Origin of the sequence: Microlunatus kandeliicorticis (assembly GCF_014137855.1) — a bacterium.
Lineage (GTDB): Bacteria > Actinomycetota > Actinomycetes > Propionibacteriales > Propionibacteriaceae > Microlunatus > Microlunatus kandeliicorticis.
The window spans coordinates 291,811-309,303 of the sequence record NZ_JACGWT010000006.1; the positions used below are offsets into that span (position 1 = coordinate 291,811).

At 72.4% G+C, this 17,493-nt stretch carries 14 protein-coding genes; 10 read left to right on the top strand and 4 right to left on the bottom strand.

The genetic code is table 11. The features are described from left to right. Positions 1 to 3 precede the first annotated feature (3 nt). Complete coding sequence (locus FHX74_RS18200) at positions 4 to 1,191, top strand: GDSL-type esterase/lipase family protein (protein ID WP_182561607.1); 1,188 nt, start codon at positions 4 to 6, stop codon at positions 1,189 to 1,191. Positions 1,192 to 1,466: 275 nt separating this feature from the next. Further along, positions 1,467 to 2,222 (top strand): uracil-DNA glycosylase, encoded by a 756-nt coding sequence (locus tag FHX74_RS18205; protein ID WP_220484157.1) that lies wholly within the window; start codon positions 1,467 to 1,469, stop codon positions 2,220 to 2,222. Here the strand turns inward: FHX74_RS18205 and FHX74_RS20825 are convergent. Both FHX74_RS20825 and FHX74_RS18210 read right to left on the bottom strand, forming a co-directional pair. Then, complete coding sequence (locus FHX74_RS20825) at positions 2,219 to 2,344, bottom strand: hypothetical protein (protein ID WP_268926109.1); 126 nt, start codon at positions 2,342 to 2,344, stop codon at positions 2,219 to 2,221. The genes FHX74_RS18205 and FHX74_RS20825 overlap by 4 nt on opposite strands. Then, complete coding sequence (locus tag FHX74_RS18210) at positions 2,344 to 3,393, bottom strand: alpha/beta hydrolase family protein (RefSeq protein WP_182561608.1); 1,050 nt, start codon at positions 3,391 to 3,393, stop codon at positions 2,344 to 2,346. The genes FHX74_RS20825 and FHX74_RS18210 overlap by 1 nt, the downstream gene beginning before the upstream one ends. Before the next feature lie 105 nt (positions 3,394 to 3,498). On the opposite strand from FHX74_RS18210, the gene valS reads away from it, so the two are divergent. Then, positions 3,499 to 6,123: a valine--tRNA ligase gene (valS, locus tag FHX74_RS18215; protein ID WP_182561609.1), complete on the top strand. Its 2,625-nt coding sequence runs from the start codon at positions 3,499 to 3,501 to the stop codon at positions 6,121 to 6,123. Positions 6,124 to 6,307: 184 nt separating this feature from the next. Here the strand turns inward: valS and FHX74_RS18220 are convergent, their stop codons facing one another. Beyond that, positions 6,308 to 6,763, bottom strand: a complete 456-nt coding sequence (locus FHX74_RS18220; RefSeq protein ID WP_182561610.1) for a DUF2000 family protein — start codon at positions 6,761 to 6,763, stop codon at positions 6,308 to 6,310. A gap of 48 nt (positions 6,764 to 6,811) precedes the next feature. On the opposite strand from FHX74_RS18220, the gene FHX74_RS18225 reads away from it, so the two are divergent. The 5 genes from FHX74_RS18225 (at position 6,812) to FHX74_RS18245 (ending at position 12,015) form a co-directional block, all read left to right on the top strand. Continuing rightward, complete coding sequence (locus FHX74_RS18225) at positions 6,812 to 7,639, top strand: AraC family transcriptional regulator (RefSeq protein WP_182561611.1); 828 nt, start codon at positions 6,812 to 6,814, stop codon at positions 7,637 to 7,639. 262 nt (positions 7,640 to 7,901) lie between these two features. Beyond that, on the top strand, positions 7,902 to 9,215 hold the full coding sequence (locus FHX74_RS18230; protein WP_182561612.1) for an extracellular solute-binding protein: 1,314 nt from the start codon (positions 7,902 to 7,904) through the stop codon (positions 9,213 to 9,215). Continuing rightward, positions 9,212 to 10,237: a carbohydrate ABC transporter permease gene (locus tag FHX74_RS18235; protein ID WP_182561613.1), complete on the top strand. Its 1,026-nt coding sequence runs from the start codon at positions 9,212 to 9,214 to the stop codon at positions 10,235 to 10,237. Before FHX74_RS18230 ends, FHX74_RS18235 begins: the two co-directional genes overlap by 4 nt. Continuing rightward, on the top strand, positions 10,234 to 11,115 hold the full coding sequence (locus FHX74_RS21240; protein WP_220484158.1) for a carbohydrate ABC transporter permease: 882 nt from the start codon (positions 10,234 to 10,236) through the stop codon (positions 11,113 to 11,115). Before FHX74_RS18235 ends, FHX74_RS21240 begins: the two co-directional genes overlap by 4 nt. A gap of 99 nt (positions 11,116 to 11,214) precedes the next feature. Then, positions 11,215 to 12,015 carry a hypothetical protein gene (locus FHX74_RS18245; protein WP_182561614.1) on the top strand — a complete coding sequence of 267 codons (801 nt, stop codon included), beginning with the start codon at positions 11,215 to 11,217 and terminating at the stop codon, positions 12,013 to 12,015. Positions 12,016 to 12,021: 6 nt separating this feature from the next. Here the strand turns inward: FHX74_RS18245 and FHX74_RS18250 are convergent, their stop codons facing one another. After that, entirely contained in the window at positions 12,022 to 13,461 is a 1,440-nt protein-coding gene (locus tag FHX74_RS18250; RefSeq protein WP_182561615.1) for an 8-oxoguanine deaminase, read from the bottom strand. A gap of 213 nt (positions 13,462 to 13,674) precedes the next feature. Between FHX74_RS18250 and glgX the strand changes: the two genes are divergently transcribed. Together glgX and FHX74_RS18260 are read left to right on the top strand one after the other, a co-directional pair. Then, on the top strand, positions 13,675 to 15,825 hold the full coding sequence (glgX, locus tag FHX74_RS18255; protein ID WP_182561616.1) for a glycogen debranching protein GlgX: 2,151 nt from the start codon (positions 13,675 to 13,677) through the stop codon (positions 15,823 to 15,825). A 154-nt stretch (positions 15,826 to 15,979) separates the two neighbouring features. Next, positions 15,980 to 17,491: an amino acid permease gene (locus FHX74_RS18260; RefSeq protein ID WP_182561617.1), complete on the top strand. Its 1,512-nt coding sequence runs from the start codon at positions 15,980 to 15,982 to the stop codon at positions 17,489 to 17,491. Positions 17,492 to 17,493 lie beyond the last annotated feature (2 nt).

The window sequence follows — 17,493 nt, forward strand, 5'->3', positions numbered from 1 at the left end:
GCGGTGCCGGAGCTGATCACCGTCCCGCTGACCGACGACCTCTTCCACGGGGCCGTCGAGCTCGAACGCGTCGACGACGCGGTCGTCCCGCACCGGCTGCCTGCGCGGGCCCGCGCGCAGGTGGACGACCCGCAGCTGGCGATGGCCGAGTCGCAGCCCTCGGGCGTCCGGCTCGTCGTCGACACCGAGGCGACCGTCCTCGAGCTCGTCACCCGCCCGACCAAGATCGTCTACGTCGGGGCGCCGGCCCGGCCGGACGGCGTCTACGACCTGCTGCTCGACGGCGTCCTGCACACCCGGGCCACCGCGGCCGGCGGCCGCACCCTGCGGATCGACTTCAGCGACGGCTCGTTCACCCCGGTCGACGGCCCGCCCGCCGTGGTCCGGTTCGCCGGCCTGCCCGCCGGTGACAAGCGGGTCGAGGTCTGGCTGCCGCACACCGAGGCGACCCAGGTGCTCGGCTTGCGGTGCGACGCGCCGGTCCGGGCCGCGACCAGCACGCGTCCGGTCTGGGTGCACCACGGCAGCTCGATCAGCCACGGCTCGAACGCCGACTCCCCCACCGGCACCTGGCCGGCCCTGGCGGCGGCGGCCGGGGGCGTCGAGCTGGTCAACCTCGGTTTCGGCGGCAGCGCGCTGCTCGACCCGTTCACCGCCCGCGCGATCCGCGACCTGCCCGCCGACCTGATCAGCGTCAAGCTCGGCATCAACCTGGTCAACGCCGACCTGTTCCGCCGCCGCGCGCTCGGGCCCGCGGTGCACGGGTTCCTCGACACCATCCGCGACGGTCACCCGGACACCCCGCTGCTGGTGGTCTCGGCGCTGCTCTGCCCGATCCAGGAGGACACCCCCGGGCCGCTGGCCCCGGACTTCTCCGCCGCCGCTGAGGGGGTCGTCCGGTTCGTCCCCACCGGCGACCCGGCCGAGGTCACCGACGCGCCCACCGGCCGGCTCTCGCTCCGGGTGATCCGCGCCGAGCTGGCCCGGATCGTCGCCGAGCGAGCGGCGACGGACCCCGCCCTGCACTACCTGGACGGCACGACCCTCTACGGCGCGGCCGATGTCGACACCCACCCGCTCCCCGACGCCCTGCACCCGGACGCCGCCACCCACCGGCTGATCGCCGAGCGGTTCGCCGCCCACGCGTTCGCCCCCGGCGGCCCCTTCGCCGCCCCCACCTCAGCTCCCTGAGCGAGCGCCGCCCTTTGAGCACCCCCCCATCCCCGCCCCCTGAGCCTGTCGAAGGGGTGAACGCGCTTCGACAAGCTCAGCGCACGGATCGGGCTTCCACAAGCTCAGCGCACGGGCTCCCGCGGTGCCCTGAGCAACCCACCCACGGTGGTGCTCTGAGCAACCCAGCCACGGTGCCCTGAGCCTGTCAAAGGGCGAGGAGCGCACGACTCGACCGGCTCAGCGCTCGGGGCGGGCGGCGCGCGGCGCCACAACCCATCGGGCAGCCTGGGACGGTGAGCGACCGACGGGTGGCCGAGGGGCCCGAGGACGTGGCCCGGCTGGCCGGCAGCGCGCCGGACGCGTCCGCGCTCGAGGCCGGGATCGTCGGCTGCCGGGCCTGCCCGCGACTGGTCGCCTGGCGCGAGGAGGTCGCGGCCTCCAAGCGCCGCGCGTACGCCGACCAGACCTACTGGGGACGCCCGGTGCCCGGCTTCGGCGTCGAGCACCCGGCGATCATGATCGTCGGGCTGGCGCCGTCGGCCCACGGGGCCAACCGGACCGGCCGCAACTTCACCGGCGACCGCTCGGGCGACGTGCTGTTCGCCGCCCTGCACCGGACCGGCCTGGCGAAGCTGCCGATCTCGGTCTCCCGCGACGACGGCAACCAGCTCCTTCACACCCGGATGAGCGCCGCCGTCCGGTGCGCGCCACCGGACAACAAGCCGACCGCGGCCGAGCGCGACACGTGTCTGCCGTGGCTGGTCCGCGACCTCGAGCTGGCCTGGCCGAGCCTCCGCGCGGTGGTGGTGCTGGGCGGGTTCGGCTGGCAGGCGCTGTGGCCGGCGATCGCCGGGCTGGTCCCGCTCCCGACCCCGCTGCCGCGGTTCGGCCACGGCACGGTGGTCGACCTGGACGAGCGCCGGCGGGTGTTCGGCTGCTTCCACGTCAGCCCGCAGAACGTCAACACCGGACGGCTCACTCCGTCGATGCTCGACGAGGTGCTGACCACCGCGCGGACCTGGGCCGGGCTCGGCCCGCCGGCCGGCTAGAGGTCGAGCTCGCGGCGCAGGAACCGCAGGCTGTCCCGCATCGCCGCGCCCCACTGGATGCTGAACGTGTGTTCCTCGCCGCGCCGCTCGCTGAGGATGACCCGCACCCCGGCCTGCTCCATCAGCGCGGCCGTCCGGCGCGACCACCGGATCGGGCAGGTCGAGTCGCTGGTGCCGTGCTCGATCCGTACCGGGACGGCGATCCCCGGTCGAAGAAGCTCCGCGGCGACAGGTCCGCATAGAACGGCTTCGCGTCGTCGGGTGTCCCCCACCGCCGGCGCAGCTCGTCGGCCGTCCCGCCGCGCTTGGGGGCGGTCCAGCGCTCGTAGTTGTCGGTGAAGCTCGAGCTCACCGGCGCCCAGACCAGCCCGGCCCGGACGACCTCGGGAGCCACCACCAGCGCGCTGTAGGTCACCCCGCCGCCCATCGACCGACCGAACATCGCGATCTTGTCGTCGGCGACCTGCGGCATCGCGCGCAACGCCTGCGCGGCGTTGACCGCGTCGACCGCGTACCCCAGTCGCAGCTCGCGTTCGAGGGCGGAGGCGCGGCTCGACCGGGCGTGCCCGCGGTAGTCGGTGTGCAGTACCACGAACCCGCGGTCGGCCAGGTAGCGCTGCTCGCGCGGCATGCCCTGACCGCTCCAGTAGGTCCGCGGATCGATGTAGCCGTGGTTGAGCACTACCGCCGGGTGCGGCCCGTCGCCGCGCGGCGTCCAGAGCACGCCGCTGATTGTTGCGTCCCCGCTGCGGTAGCGGATCGCCGTGGACGTCCACCGGTCGTTCCGCTCGAGCGTCCGCACCCGGCGCGGTGCCGCGCTGCGGTAGGTCCCGCGCATCAGCGCGGGCAGGGACCGCGGGTCGCGGACCGGCGGCAGCTGCTCCTCGGCCGGCGCGGCCGACCCGGTCGAGGGGGCCGACGGCGTCGCCGGCGTGGCGGAGCCGGTGGCGGACGGGGTGGCGGACGGGGTGACGGACGGGGTGACGGACGGTGTCGTCGAGGCGGAGGCACCGGGCGTCGCGCTCGTCCCGGCCGGGGGCACGACCCGCGACGGGCTCGGTCTGCCGGACCCGTCGCCCGCCGGGCTGCACCCGGCGGCGACGCCCACCGCGCTCGCTCCGAGCAGCCCGGAGCCGAGCACCAGCAGGTCGCGGCGGCGGAGGCGGTTCACCCCGTCCACGGTAGCCAGCCGGGCCACCCGCCCTCGGCGGCCGGGAGCTCCGCGGGCCCGCAATCGATGTGCGACCGGCGTGGCCCGCTCCGTAGGATCGGGACCATGACGACCACCGATTCCGGCACCCGACCCGACGCACCGCTCCCCGGCGCGCCGGTCGTACCGGACCGCCCCGCGCTGGAGGGGCTGGAGTCGGTCTGGCGCGAGCGCTGGGAGAACGACCAGACCTACGCGTTCGTGCGTCCCGAGGGTGACCCGGCGGCCGCGCGTGCCTCGGTGTTCAGCATCGACACCCCGCCACCCACCGTGTCCGGGTCGCTGCACGTGGGCCACGTGTTCTCCTACACCCACACCGACCTGATCGCGCGCTACCAGCGGATGCGCGGCAAGCACGTCTTCTACCCGATCGGCTGGGACGACAACGGGCTGCCCACCGAGCGCCGGGTGCAGAACTTCTACGGCGTGCGGTGCGACCCGAGCGTGCCCTACGACCCCGACTTCACCCCGCCCGCCAAGCCCGACCCCAAGCGCCAGGTGCCGATCAGCCGGCGCAACTTCGTCGCGCTCTGCCACGAGCTGACCTCGGTGGACGAGAAGGCGTTCGAGGACCTGTGGCGGACCGTCGGGCTGAGCGTGAACTGGCGGGGGCTCTACACCACCATCTCTGACGACAGCCAGACCGTGGCGCAGAAGGCGTTCCTGCGCAACGCGGCCCGCGGCGAGGCCTACCTCTCCGAGGCCCCGACGATGTGGGACGTCACCTTCCAGACCGCGGTCGCCCAGGCCGAGCTCGAGGCCCGCGACTACCCCGGCGCCTACCACCGGGTGGCCTTCCACCCGACCGCGGCCGGGGATCCGGTGTACATCGAGACCACCCGGCCCGAGCTGATCGCGGCCTGCGTGGCGTTGATCGCCCACCCCGACGACGAGCGCTACCAGCCGCTGTTCGGCACCACCGTGACCAGCCCGGTGTTCGGCGTCGAGCTGCCGGTGCACCCGCACCCGGCGGCCGAACCGGACAAGGGATCCGGGCTGGTGATGTGCTGCACCTTCGGCGACCTGACCGACGTGACCTGGTGGCGCGAACTGCAGCTGCCGGCCCGGGTGATCATCGGCCGCGACGGCCGGATCCTCCGCGACACCCCGGACTGGATCCCGTCGGGCGCGACCGGTGCCTACGACCAGCTGGCCGGCAAGACCACGTTCAGCGCTCGCGAGGCGATGGTCGCTCTGCTGCGCGAGAGCGGTGACCTCGACGGCGACCCGAAGCCGACCCAGCGGATGGCGAACTTCTACGAGAAGGGCGACAAGCCGCTGGAGATCGTCTCGACCCGGCAGTGGTACATCCGCAACGGCGGCCGCGACGAGGACCTGCGCCGGCAGATGCTGGCCAAGGGCGACGAGCTCGCCTGGGTGCCGCAGCACATGAAGTACCGCTACGACAACTGGGTGAGCGGGCTCAACGGCGACTGGCTGATCAGCCGGCAGCGCTTCTTCGGGGTGCCGTTCCCGGTCTGGTACCCGCTCGACGCGAACGGCGAGCCGCGTCACGACAGCCCGATCTTCGCCGCCGAGGACAGCCTGCCGGTCGACCCGAGCAGCGACTGCCCGCCCGGGTTCGACGAGCAGCAGCGCGGCGTGCCCGGCGGGTTCGTCGGCGACCCCGACGTGATGGACACCTGGGCGATCAGCTCGCTGACCCCGCAGATCGTCTGCGGCTGGGAACGCGACGACGAGCTGTTCGCGATGACCTTCCCGATGGATCTGGCCCCGCAGAGCCACGACATCATCCGCACCTGGCTGTTCTCACGGGTGGTGCGGGCCTGGTTCGAGAACGGCTCGCTGCCCTGGGCGCGGGCCTCGATCTCGGGCTTCGTGATGGACCCGGACCGCAAGAAGATGAGCAAGTCCAAGGGCAATGTGGTGGTGCCCACCGACGTGCTCGAGACCTACGGTGCCGACGCCGTCCGCTGGCGGGCGGCCCGCGCCCGGCCGGGGCTCGACTCCCCCTTCGACGAGAAGGAGATGAAGGTCGGCCGGCGGCTCGCGCTCAAGGTGCTCAACGCCAGCAAGTTCGCGCTCGGCTACGGCACCCCGGATCCCGACGCGCCGATCACCGAGGCGGCCGACCTGGCGCTGCTCGCCCAGCTGCGTCGGGTGGTGGTGGAGGCGACCGAGGCGTTCGACCGGTTCGACTACACCGGGGCGCTGGACGCCACCGAGCGGTTCTTCTGGCAGTTCTGCGACGACTACCTCGAGCTGGTCAAGGAGCGCGCGTACGGGTCGATGGGCGCCGGTCCGGCGGCCAGCGCGCACGCCACCCTGCGGCTCGCCCTCGACGTGGTGCTGCGCCTGCTCGCGCCGATCATGCCCTTCGTCACCGAGGAGGTGTGGTCGTGGTGGAAGACCGGATCGATCCACACCGCGTCCTGGCCGACCGAGGCGGAGATCGACGCCGCACCGACCGCCGGGAGCGCCGATCCGCTGCTGCTCGACGACGTGGCCACCGCGCTGATCGCCATCCGCGGCGCCAAGAGCAAGCAGAAGGTCTCGATGAAGACCGAGGTCGAGCGGATCGAGTTCTCCGGTCCGGGTGAGGCCCTCGAGCGGCTCCGGCTGGTCGAGGCCGACCTGCGCGCCGTCGGCCGGCTGACCGGCGAGGTGCTCTGGGCCGAGTCGGACACCCCGGTCACGGTCGAGGTCGAGCTGGCCGAGGCCACCGCCTGACGCTCGCTGAGCCGGTCGACGCCCCCTCCGCCCGCTGAGCCTGGCGAAGCGCCCTCCGCCCCTTCGACAGGCTCAGGGCGCGTGGGTGGTGAACGCGCGCTGAGCATGTCGAAGCGCCCCGCCGCCCTTCGACAGGCTCAGGGCCCGTGGATGGTGAACGCGCGCTGAGCATGTCGAAGCGCCGTCACGGGTGCATGCGCGCACCCTTGGTGATCTTGTCGACGGCGCTCCGCGGCCCGTGCACGGCCAGCCCCACCAGGTCGAGGTCGGCGGTGCGGACCCCGCGCACCGCAGCCCGGTTGGCGGAGTCGTGGCCGGTGGCGAACAGCTCGGCGGTGAAGATCGCCGGCGTCAGCCCGCGGGCGAGCGCCCGCGCGTGGGCGGCGGCCAACCGGGTCGCGTCGGCCTCGAACACGAGGGTCGGCTGCCGGAACATCGGCAGGTACTCGACGTCGTCGGCGTCGCGGTAGGGCTCACCGACCAGGTCGGGGTGCCGCGCGGCCAGTCCGCTCACCAGGAACGCGGTGACGTTGAGCCGCTGCCAGACCGCGAGGTCGTCGCGGACCAGCACGGCGAGCTTGGTGTCGAACCGGACCGGCGCGTCGGGGTCGTCGGCGCTGGGGACGGGTGTCGTGGTCACCGCCCCAGTCCAGCCCGGGTGGGCGCGTGCTTCTTGTACGTTCTTCGCATGCCCGCCGCCAACCGCGTCCGAGCCTGGCGGCCGCAGACCGCGGGGATCCGCGAGGTGTTCTGGGCCGAGTTCACCGACCACGCCTACCCGATGCACACCCACGACAGCTGGACGGTGCTCACCATCGAGACCGGCGCGGTCCGCTATGCCCTCGACCGCCGTGAGCACGGTGCGCTGACCACGCTGGTCACCGTGCTGCCGCCGCACGTCGCGCACGACGGCCAGGCCGCCCAGCCGAGCGGGTTCCGCAAACGGGTGCTGTATCTCGAGCCCGCGACGCTCGGCGAGCGCCTGATCGGTTCCGCCGTCGACCGGCCCGAGATCGACGACGCCGCGCTGCAGCGCCGGATCGGTGCGCTGCACCGGTCGCTGGCCGCGGCTCGTGACGGCCGGGCGGACGGCTGGGAGACCGACAGCCGGCTGGCGCTGGTGACCGGTCGGCTCCGCGACCACCTCACCGGAGATCCGGAGCGAAGGGGGCCGGTCCGCACCCGGGCCGGCGACCGGCTGGCCGACGGGCTTCGCGCCCTGCTCGACGCCGACCCGGTCGCCCCGCCCGACCTCGTCACGGCCGGGCGGCTCCTCGGCGCCGACCCGCGGCACCTGGTCCGGACCTTCAGCGCCCGGTTCGGGTTGCCACCGCACCGCTACCTCACCGGGGTGCGGGTCGACCGGGCCCGCCGGCTGTTGCTGGCCGGGGTGCCGGCCGCCGACGCGGCGACGGGTGCCGGCTTCTACGACCAGTCGCACCTGGCCCGGCACCTGCGGACCATGATCGACACCACCCCGGGGCGGTACGCCGGGGGCATCGGGCGCAGCCGCTGAGGCTCCGCCCTTCGGCGGGCTCAGGGCACCGTGGTGGGGCAGAACGCGCGCTGAGCCTGTCGAAGCGCCCCCGCCGCCCTTCGACAGGCTCAGGGCACGTGGGTGGGTGGTGAGCCCCTGCGCGTCGCTCCTGGTCAGCGCTGGTGAAAAGCCCACCGGGAGTGCTGGACAGGGGTGAACTTCCGGCGTTTGATGGTCCCGCCGCTCGCTGTCCCCCGCGGGGCGTGACGGCACCGGATCGTGACACGAGGGAGTGTTGTCGATGGGAGCCACGCTGACCCGTCGCCGGCTGCTGGCCGGCGCGGCCGGGGCAGCCGCGGCCGCCGCGCTCGGCGGCTGCGGGACGGACGACCCGAACACCCTGGTGGTGATGGGGAACAACCCGGCCGAGGTCACCGACCAGGACGTCGCCGAGTTCGTGCACGCCCATCCCGGGGTCACGGTGAAGTTCGTCGCGGTCGACCAGAGCCTGCTCACCGCGATGTTCGCGGCCGGCAACCCGCCGGATCTGGTCCGCGACCAGGGGGTCAACAACACGCCCTATCTGGTCGCGCGCGACCTGGCCGAGAACCTCGACCCCTACTTCGCCCGCAGCACCGCGCTCAGCGTCGACAAGCTCGCCCCGGCCAACGACGTCTGGCGCTACGACGGCAGCCGACAGGGCTCCGGTCCGCGGTACGGGCTGGTCAAGGACTACTCGCAGGACGCGATGTTCTGGTGCAACACGACGGTGTTCGACGCCGCCGGGGTGGACCTGCCCTCGACCACCGAACCGATCGACTACGACGAGTGGCTCGACCTGGCGCGTCGGCTGACGAAGCGCAACGGCGCCCAGTACCGCACCTACGGGCTGGTCCCGCCGTTCGACAACAGCCTCTCGGCCGGGTTCATCAACATGGTCTCCTCGGCCGGCGGGTCGATCTTCAGCGAGGACTTCAGCACCGTCGACTTCAGCTCGCCCGAGGCTGCCGCGGCGCTCCGCTGGTACCTGACCTACGCCGCCGACCAGGTGGGCAGCACGGTGGCGCGGCCGCTGCCGGCCGGCTCGTCGCCGACCTTCAGCGCCGACCAGCTGGCCATGCTCGGCTACGGCTACTGGTTCTCCGGGCTGGTCAGCGCCGACGACACCCTGGCCAAGGACGTGATGTTCTTCCCGGCGCCGCGGTTCGGGCCCAAGCGCACCAGCCCGTGCCTGGCCGGGACGGGCTTCTGGATCCCCAAGCGGGCCAAGCACAAGGACCTGGCCTGGGCCTTCTGCGAGCACTACTTCGGCGGCCCGCCGGCCACCCGCCGGGCCCAGTCCGGCTGGGGGCTGCCCGGGATCACCTCGCTGCTGTCCGACCTGCCCTCGGACAAGCCGTACCAACGGCAGGCCCTCGGCGTGCAGAAGACCGAGCTCGACCACTTCTCGGTGCTCGACTTCTCCCCCTACGTCGCCTACACCGCGCTCGACGCGTCACTCTCGCAGCAGCTGCGCAAGGGCATCGAGGCCGGGCTGCCCGCCGGCAAGGTGGCGGACCTGATCAACGACACCCTCAACCCGCTGCTCAAGCTCGGGAAGGAGCTGGTCTCGTGACCGCCACCCAGACCGGCGGGACGCTCCGGGTCCCGGCCCGCACCACCGCCGGCACCTCGTCTGCGGCCCGCGGCTGGCGCCGCTACCGGCCGGCCACCTTCTACGGCTTCATCGCGCCGTGGCTGGCCGGCTTCGTGCTGCTCACGCTGTTCCCGCTCGGCTACGCGCTCTGGCTCAGCACCACCAACTACGACGGCATGACCGGCCGGTACCGCTATGTCGGGCTGGACAACTACACCGCGATCGCCAGTGACCCCGACGCGCTGCACGCCCTGGCCCGCACCGGGCTCTACACCCTCGGCACCGTCCCGCTGAGCATCGCCTTCGGGCTGCTGCTGGCCGTCCTGCTCAACCAGCAGATCCGGGCCCGCGGAGCCTTCCGGGCCCTGATCTACCTGCCCGCGGTGGTGCCGATCGTCGGGTCGGCGCTGTGCTTCAAGATGCTGTTCAACGCCGACTTCGGTGCGGTCAACGCGGTGATCGGCCTCGTCGGGATCCCGCCGGTGGACTGGCTCTCCGACCCCGGGGTGTTCGTGGTGCTGGTCGCGGTCACGCTGTGGGGCGTCGGCGCGAGCATGATCATCTCGCTCTCGGGTCTGCAGGGCATCCCGCGCGAGCTGCAGGAGGCAGCTCGGGTCGACGGTGCCGGGGCCTGGCAGGTGTTCAGCAAGATCACCTTGCCGCTGCTCAGCCCGATCATCCTGTTCCAGGTGATCACCGGGATCATCGGCTCGGTGCAGGGCTTCGTCGCACCGCTGCTGCTGACCGCGAGCTCGGGCACCGCCTCGGTCACGTCGGTCCCGCAGAGCACCTACCTCTACATGATCCACGTCTACGCCCAGTACTTCGCCTACGGCCGGTTCGGGTACGCCTCGGCGCTGCTCTGGGTGCTGTTCGTGCTGATCCTGCTGCTCACCGTGGTGATCTTCCGGGTCAGCGCCCGCGCCGTCTTCTACGAGAACGCGCCGGACACCCCCACCCGACGACGCCGGACCCGCGAGACCCCGGAGGTGACCCGGTGACCGTCCTCGAACGCCCCGCCACCCTGCCGACGCCGGCGCTCGGCCCGGCCCCCTCGCGGCGCGCCGGTCGCCGCCGGCGCCGGGCCGTCTACGTCCCGCTGGTGGTGATCGCGGTGGCGTTCCTGATCCCGCTGGTCTGGCTGGTGTCGATCTCGCTCAACGACGACGCCGGGCTGGCCAGCGGGAGCCTGCTGCCCAAGACCCTGCACTGGTCGAACTACCGCGACGCGGTGACGCTGATCCCGTTCGGCCGGTACGCGGTGACCTCGCTCCTGCTCGCCGGCGTGCACGCGGTGCTGGCCACCCTGAGCTCGGCGATGGTCGGCTTCGGGTTCGCCCGGCTCCGGGCGCGGGGCAAGGGCGTGCTGTTCATGATCGTCATCGCGACGATGATGGTCCCGGCCATCGTCACGCTGATCCCGACCTACCTGATCTTCGCCCGGATCGGTCTGGTCTACACCTACTGGCCCTGGGTGCTCTGGGGCCTCGGCGGGTCGGCGTTCCTGATCTTCCTGTTCCGGCAGGCCTTCAGCGCGATGCCCTCCGACCTCGAGGACGCCGCCATCATCGACGGCTGCGGCTGGATGCGGATGTTCGTCTCGGTGTTCCTGCCGCTGGCCAAGGCGCCGTGCCTGGCCGGGTTCATCCTCACCTTCACCGGCGGCTGGGCCGATTTCATCTCCCCGTCGCTGTTCCTGTCCAACGACCAGACCACCCTTGCCGTGGGGCTGTCCGCGGGCTACACCACCCCGGCCGGGACCCCGCTCTACACCACCCTGGCCGCCGGCGCGGTGCTCTACATCCTGCCGGTGCTGGTGATCTTCCTGGTGCTCCAGCGCGGCTTCGTCAACGGCTTCGTCACCTCCGGGATGAAGTAGGGGCACTCGCTCCCCCGCCGGGCTCCGGCGCGCCACCCACCGCTCCACGCCCCCGCTGGCTAGCCTGCGACCAGGATCGTTGGACGCCAGGAGGCGGCGATGAGTGCCCACACCCTCGGTTCTGCCCGCCCGACCGGGCCCGACCCGGCGCACGCACCCGGGGCGAGCGTCGAGGCGGTGCTGCCCGCCCCCGAGCCACCGCCGGTCGTGCTGCACCGGCCCACCCCGCCGGCCGTCGCGCTGGCCGTGGCCGGGCTGCTCTTCGCGCTGTTCCCGGTGCTCCGCCCGTTCGCGGCCGACGCCGCCGGGCTGACCGCCGCCGACGGCTGGTCGTCGCCGGCCTGGCTGGTCGCCCACCTCTGCGCGATCGTCGGTTACGTCGCCGCCGGGTTCGGGGTGCTCGGCCTCCGCGACGCGCTCGCCGGATTCCTCGGTGGCCGGGTCGCCGGGGCCGCGCTCGCGGTCTGGTGGGCCGGAGCCGGGCTGGTGCTCGCCGCGCTCGGCGCCGAGGCGTTCGGGCTCGGCACCCTCGGCGACTGGATCGAGCGGACCCGGCAGTTCGACCTGGTCGCCCTCGGCGGTGCGCTGGACCACGGGCAGCCGCGGTTCGGGCTGCACCTGGCCGGGCTGGCGCTGCTCGGCGTCGCCGGGGTGCTGGTCGCGCTCGCGGTGCTCCGGTCGGACGCGATGCCCCCCGGCGCCGGGGTGCTGTTCGGGCTCGCCTTCGTCGCCGCGCCGGTCCAGCTGGTCGCGCCGACCTGGGTGCAGGTCCTGCTCGGGATCGTCACCGCGCTCGGTTGCCTGGTGCTGGCCCTCCAGCTTCGCCGGCTCGGCGCCCCGGTCACGGTCGCCACCGAGGAGGCCGCCGGGGACGACGGTCTCGACGACCCCGACGCCTGACCGGGATCAGCCCGCCGCCACCAGTCGACGGGCGGCCGCGCCGTGCTCGGCGAGCACCGCGGGCAGGTCGAGACCGACCACCGCACCGTCGGTGACCCGCCAGCGGCCGTCCACCATCACCCGGTCCGCCCGGTGTGCCCCGCACAGCAGCAGCGCGGCCACCGGGTCGTGGCTGCCCGAGAACGCCGGCTCGTCCAGCCGGAACAGGGCGAGGTCGGCCGGACGGCCGGGCGCGATCACCCCGAGGTCGTCGCGTCCGAGGGCCCGGGCGGAGCCGCGGGTGGCCCAGCCGAGCGCGCGGGCCGGGCTGACCGCCTCGGCGCCGTACCGCAGCCGCTGGAGCAGCAGCGCCTGCCGAGCCTCGACCATCAGGTTGGAGTGGTCGTTGGACGCCGACCCGTCGACGCCCAGCCCGACCGCGCACCCGGCATCCTCGAGCTCGACCGCCCGGGCGATGCCGGAGGCCAGTCGCATGTTCGAGCTCGGGCAGTGCGCGACGCCGACGCCCGCGGCACCGAGCCGGGCCACCTCGTCGTCGTCGAAGTGGATGCCGTGGGCCAGCCAGGTGCGGTCCTCCAGCCAGCCGACGCTCTCCAGGTAGTCGACCGTGCGCAGCCCGAACCGCTCGCGGCAGAAGTCCTCCTCGTCCAGCGTCTCGGCCAGGTGGGTGTGCAGCGCGAGTCCACGCGCGCGCGCCAGCTCGGCGCTGTCGATCATGGTCTGCCGGGTCACCGAGAACGGCGAGCACGGTGCCAGGGCGACCTGAACCATCGCGCCCTCGCCGGCCTGGTGGTAGCGGTCGACCACCCGTTCGCAGTCGGCCATGATCACGTCCGGGTCCTGGACGGTCGACTGCGGCGGCAACCCGCCCTGGTCGCGGCCGAGCGACATCGACCCGCGGGTGACCACCGCCCGTAGCCCGAGCGTCCCCAGGGTGGCGACCTCGACGTCGATCGCCTCGGTCAGCTGGGCCGGGAACAGATAGTGGTGGTCGGCCGCGGTGGTGCAGCCCGACAGCAGCAGCTCGGCGGCGGCCACCGTGACCGCGAGCTCGAGGTCGCGCGGCGTGATCCGGGCCCACACCGGGTAGAGCCGCTGCAACCAGTCGAACAACGCGGTGTCGATCACCGGCCCCCAGGCCCGGGTCAGGGTCTGGTAGAAGTGGTGGTGGGTGTTGACCAAGCCGGGCAGCAGCACGTGCGCCGAGCAGTCGACGACCTCCGCGCAGGCCTCCGACGGACGTCCGCCGGTCGGCACCAGCTCGGCCACCAGCGAACTCTCGACCACCACCCCACCGCCGGCGTCTCCCCCGCCGTCACTCCGCGGACCACCTCGGCTGTCGAACGAGTGGCCGGACGGGTCACCGGTCCAGACGGCCAGTGGGTCGCGCAGCCAGACACGCCGCCGGGGACCGGCAGCGTGCGCGTCGAAGGTGGGGGCGGTCATCGCCGGTCCTCTCGTCGGGGGAACCGGGGCCGGCTCCCGAAGGTGCCAGCTCAGTGACCTGTCTGCTGATCCAGGGACGCACCGGCGGGCCGGACGTCGCCGTCACTGAAGCAAAACCACGCCCGGTCGTCAAGAGCGGACCGGTCCGGACGGCGCCACCGGTCACGGCCCCGGGAGCCCCGGTGCGGGGAGGTGTCGGACCCCTCCGGCAGGATGGACCGAGTGACTCCGAGATCAGTCCCCCACCCGCGGGGCGTCAGGTTGGTCGAGGGCGGCGCAGACGTTGCCGTCTACACCGAGTCGGCTGAGGCGGTCGAGTTCTGCCGCTTCGACTCCGACGGCAACGAACACCGCACCCGGCTCGACCAGCGCACCGGCCACACGTTCCACGGATTCGTCCCGGACGTGGAGGTCGGCACCCGCTACGGGCTGCGGGTGCACGGACCCTGGGACCCGGCCAACGGGCTGCGGTTCAATCCGAACAAGCTGCTGCTCGACCCCTACGCCACCGCCGTCGAAGGCGGCTACGACTGGGGTCAGCCGGTCTTCGGCCACGACATGAACAACCCCGACCAGCTCGACGAGTCCGACTCCGCCGGCTCGGTCCCGCGCTGCGTGGTCACCGACCGGCACAGCTTCGACTGGGGCGACGACCGCCCGCCGCGGACCCCGCTGGCCGAGACGATCGTCTACGAGACCCACGTCAAGGGCTTCACCCAGCGGTTCCCCGGGATCGACGAGTCGCTCCGCGGCACCTACGCCGGCCTGGCCCAGCCCGCGGCGATCGAGTACCTGACCGACCTCGGCGTCACCGCGGTCGAGCTGCTGCCGGTGCACCAGTTCGTCCAGGACAGCCACCTCGGCGAGAAGGGGCTGCGCAACTACTGGGGCTACAACTCGATCGGCTTCCTCGCCCCGCACAACGAGTACGCGGCCGGCGGCGACGGCGGCCAGCAGGTCGACGAGTTCAAGGCGCTGGTCAAGGCGCTGCACGCGGCCGGGCTCGAGGTGATCCTCGACGTGGTCTACAACCACACCGCCGAGGGCAACCACATGGGCCCGACGCTGGCGCTCAAGGGCATCGACAACGCCTCCTACTACCGGCTGGTCCCGGACGATCGGGCGCACTACTTCGACACCACCGGCACCGGCAACAGCCTCAACGTCGGCCACCCGGCCGCGCTGACGCTGATCATGGACTCGCTGCGCTACTGGGTCACCGAGATGCACGTCGACGGCTTCCGCTTCGACCTGGCCACCACGCTGACCCGGCAGGGCGGCGACGCCGACGTGCACAGCGCCTTCCTCGACCTGGTCGCCCAGGACCCGACGCTGGCGCCGATCAAGATGATCGCCGAGCCCTGGGACACCGCCGGCTATCAGGTCGGCGGTTTCCCGGCCGAGTGGTCGGAGTGGAACGGCAAGTTCCGCGACGACGTCCGCGACTTCTGGCGGAGCGCCGACTCGGTGCTCGGCACCGTCTCGCAGCGGATCCTGGGCAGCCCGGACGTGTACGAGCCGACCCGCCGCTCGCCGCTGTGCAGCGTCAACTTCATCACCGCGCACGACGGCTTCACCCTGGCCGACCTGACCTCCTACGACCAGAAGCACAACGAGGCCAACGGCGAGGACAACAACGACGGCGAGAGCGACAACCGCTCGTCCAACAACGGCGCCGAGGGGCCGACCGACGACCCGGAGATCAACGACCGGCGCAACCGGCAGCGGCGCAACTTCCTGGCCACCCTGCTGCTCTCGGCCGGGGTGCCGATGATCCTCGGTGGCGACGAGATGGGCCGGACCCAGGGCGGGAACAACAACGCCTACTGCCAGGACGACGAGATCTCCTGGTTCGACTGGGACGCCGCCGACCAGGGTCTGCAGGAGTTCACCCGGATGCTGATCCGGCTGCGTCGGCGCGAGCCGGCGCTGCGGCCCGAGTGGTACCGGCGCGGCCCGCGGGACCGCAGCACGCCCGACCGGGTGCAGATCCTGCGCAGCGACGCCAAGGGCTTCGACCCGCCGGACTGGAACAACCCGACCGCGAGGACGATCACCTTCGTCTTCCACCACGACGACGCGGACAGCTTCGCGCTGCTGCTCAACGCCGCCGAGAACGGGGTCGAGTTCACCGTGCCCAAGGCGCCCGGGCAGGAGTGGCGGCTCGAGCTGAGCAGCGACGACGCCCAGCGGGTCGAGGGCAAGGTGACCACGCTCATCCTCGAGGGCCGCTCGTTCACCCTGCTCCGGTCGGTGACCCGCAAGGACGTTCGCGGTTGGGCCCGCGCGCACGGGTACGAGGTGAGCAGCAAGGGCAAGGTGCCCCGCCAGGTGCAGCAGGCCTTCGACGACGCCCACCGCTGAGCCGGGGCCGCTCCCGGCCACCTCCGGCCCGCTCCGGAGGAGGTCATCGTCGTGGTCCGACGGCCGAGCCGGCCGCGAGGGTGGTGCCCTCGCGGCCGGCTCTTCGCTACGGTGTCGTGGTCGATCACCACCGTCGTCGGATCGAGGAGTCGTGATGGCCGTCTTCCGGACCAAGAGCATCGAGCAGTCGCTGGCCGACACCGACGAACCGGAGTACTCGCTCAAGAAGAACCTCAGCGCGCTCGACCTGACCGTCTTCGGCATCGGGGTGGTGATCGGCGCCGGCATCTTCACCCTGACCGGCAAGGCGGCGGCCACCATGGCCGGGCCGGCGATCGTGATCAGCTTCGTGATCTCGGCGGTGGCCTGCGCCCTGGCCGCGGTCTGCTACGCCGAATTCGCCTCGACCGTCCCGGTGTCCGGCTCGGCCTACACGTTCTCCTACGCCAGCCTCGGCGAGATCATCGCCTGGATCATCGGCTGGGACCTGATCCTCGAGCTGCTGGTCGGCGCGGCCAACGTCGCGCAGGGCTGGAGCGCCTACGTGATCGCCCTGCTCGACCAGGCCGGGATCACCTTCCCGAAGGCGATCGGCAACGAGGGTGGCTTCAACCTGCTGGCGGTGCTCCTGGTCGCCGCGCTGAGCGTGCTGATCACCATCGGGGTCAAGGAGTCGCTCCGGGTCAACATGGTGCTGGTCGCGGTAAAGCTTTTCATCGTCGTCTTCGTGATCGTCGCCGGGCTGTTCTTCGTCAGGGCCTCGAACTACTCGCCGTTCATCCCACCCACCCAGCCCGGCGACGGTGAGACCGGGCTGACCCAGCCGCTCATCCAGGCGGTGCTGGGGTTGCAACCGACCGCCTTCGGCGTCGGCGGGATCTTCGCCGGGGCCGCCCTTGTCTTCTTCGCCTACATCGGGTTCGACGTGGTGGCCACCACCGCCGAGGAGGCCCGCAACCCGCAGCGCGACCTGCCGATCGGCATCATCGCCTCGCTGACCATCTGCACCGTGCTCTACGCCGCGGTCTGCCTGGTGATCACCGGCATGGTCAAGTACGACCGGATCGACCCGAGCGCGGCGCTGGCCAAGGCGTTCAGCTCGGTCGGCCAGGGCTGGATGGCGGTGGTGATCTCCGCCGGCGCGGTGGCCGGTCTCACCACGGTGGTGCTCACCCTGCTCACCGGCGCGGCCCGGGTGGTGTTCGCGATGTCGCGCGACCACCTGTTGCCGCCGACGCTGAGCAAGGTGCACCCGCGGTTCAAGACGCCGTACGTGATCACCGCGGTGCTCGGGGTGCTCGGCATGCTGATCGCCGGGTTCGTGCCCTTCGACGCGCTCAGCGAGATGGTCAACATCGGCACCCTGACCGCGTTCATCCTGGTCTCGATCGGGGTGATCGTGCTGCGCCGCACCCGGCCCGACCTCAAGCGCGCCTTCCGGGTGCCGGGCGTGCCGGTGGTGCCCGCACTGGCCGCCCTAGTCTGCTTCTATCTGACGATCAACCTCTCGGTGGAGACCTGGATCCGGTTCCTGGTCTGGATGGCCGTCGGCTTCGTGATCTACGCGATCTACGGCTACCGCAAGGCCCGGCTCGGCACCGGCGAGACACTCCAGCAGATGTCGGCCGAGCACGGTCTGCACGCCGAGACCGACACCAAGCTCTGAGG

Bases quoted from the DNA above. Each gene is read 5' to 3' on its own strand.
- FHX74_RS20825 (WP_268926109.1), bottom strand. From the start codon at position 2,344: ATGGAGCAGGCCGGGGTGCGGGTCATCCTCAGCGAGCGGCGCGGCGAG.
- valS (WP_182561609.1), top strand. From the start codon at position 3,499: ATGACGACCACCGATTCCGGCACCCGACCCGACGCACCGCTCCCCGGC.
- FHX74_RS18225 (WP_182561611.1), top strand. From the start codon at position 6,812: ATGCCCGCCGCCAACCGCGTCCGAGCCTGGCGGCCGCAGACCGCGGGG.
- FHX74_RS18230 (WP_182561612.1), top strand. From the start codon at position 7,902: ATGGGAGCCACGCTGACCCGTCGCCGGCTGCTGGCCGGCGCGGCCGGG.
- FHX74_RS18245 (WP_182561614.1), top strand. From the start codon at position 11,215: ATGAGTGCCCACACCCTCGGTTCTGCCCGCCCGACCGGGCCCGACCCG.
- FHX74_RS18250 (WP_182561615.1), bottom strand. From the start codon at position 13,461: ATGACCGCCCCCACCTTCGACGCGCACGCTGCCGGTCCCCGGCGGCGT.
- glgX (WP_182561616.1), top strand. From the start codon at position 13,675: ATGGACCGAGTGACTCCGAGATCAGTCCCCCACCCGCGGGGCGTCAGG.
- FHX74_RS18260 (WP_182561617.1), top strand. From the start codon at position 15,980: ATGGCCGTCTTCCGGACCAAGAGCATCGAGCAGTCGCTGGCCGACACC.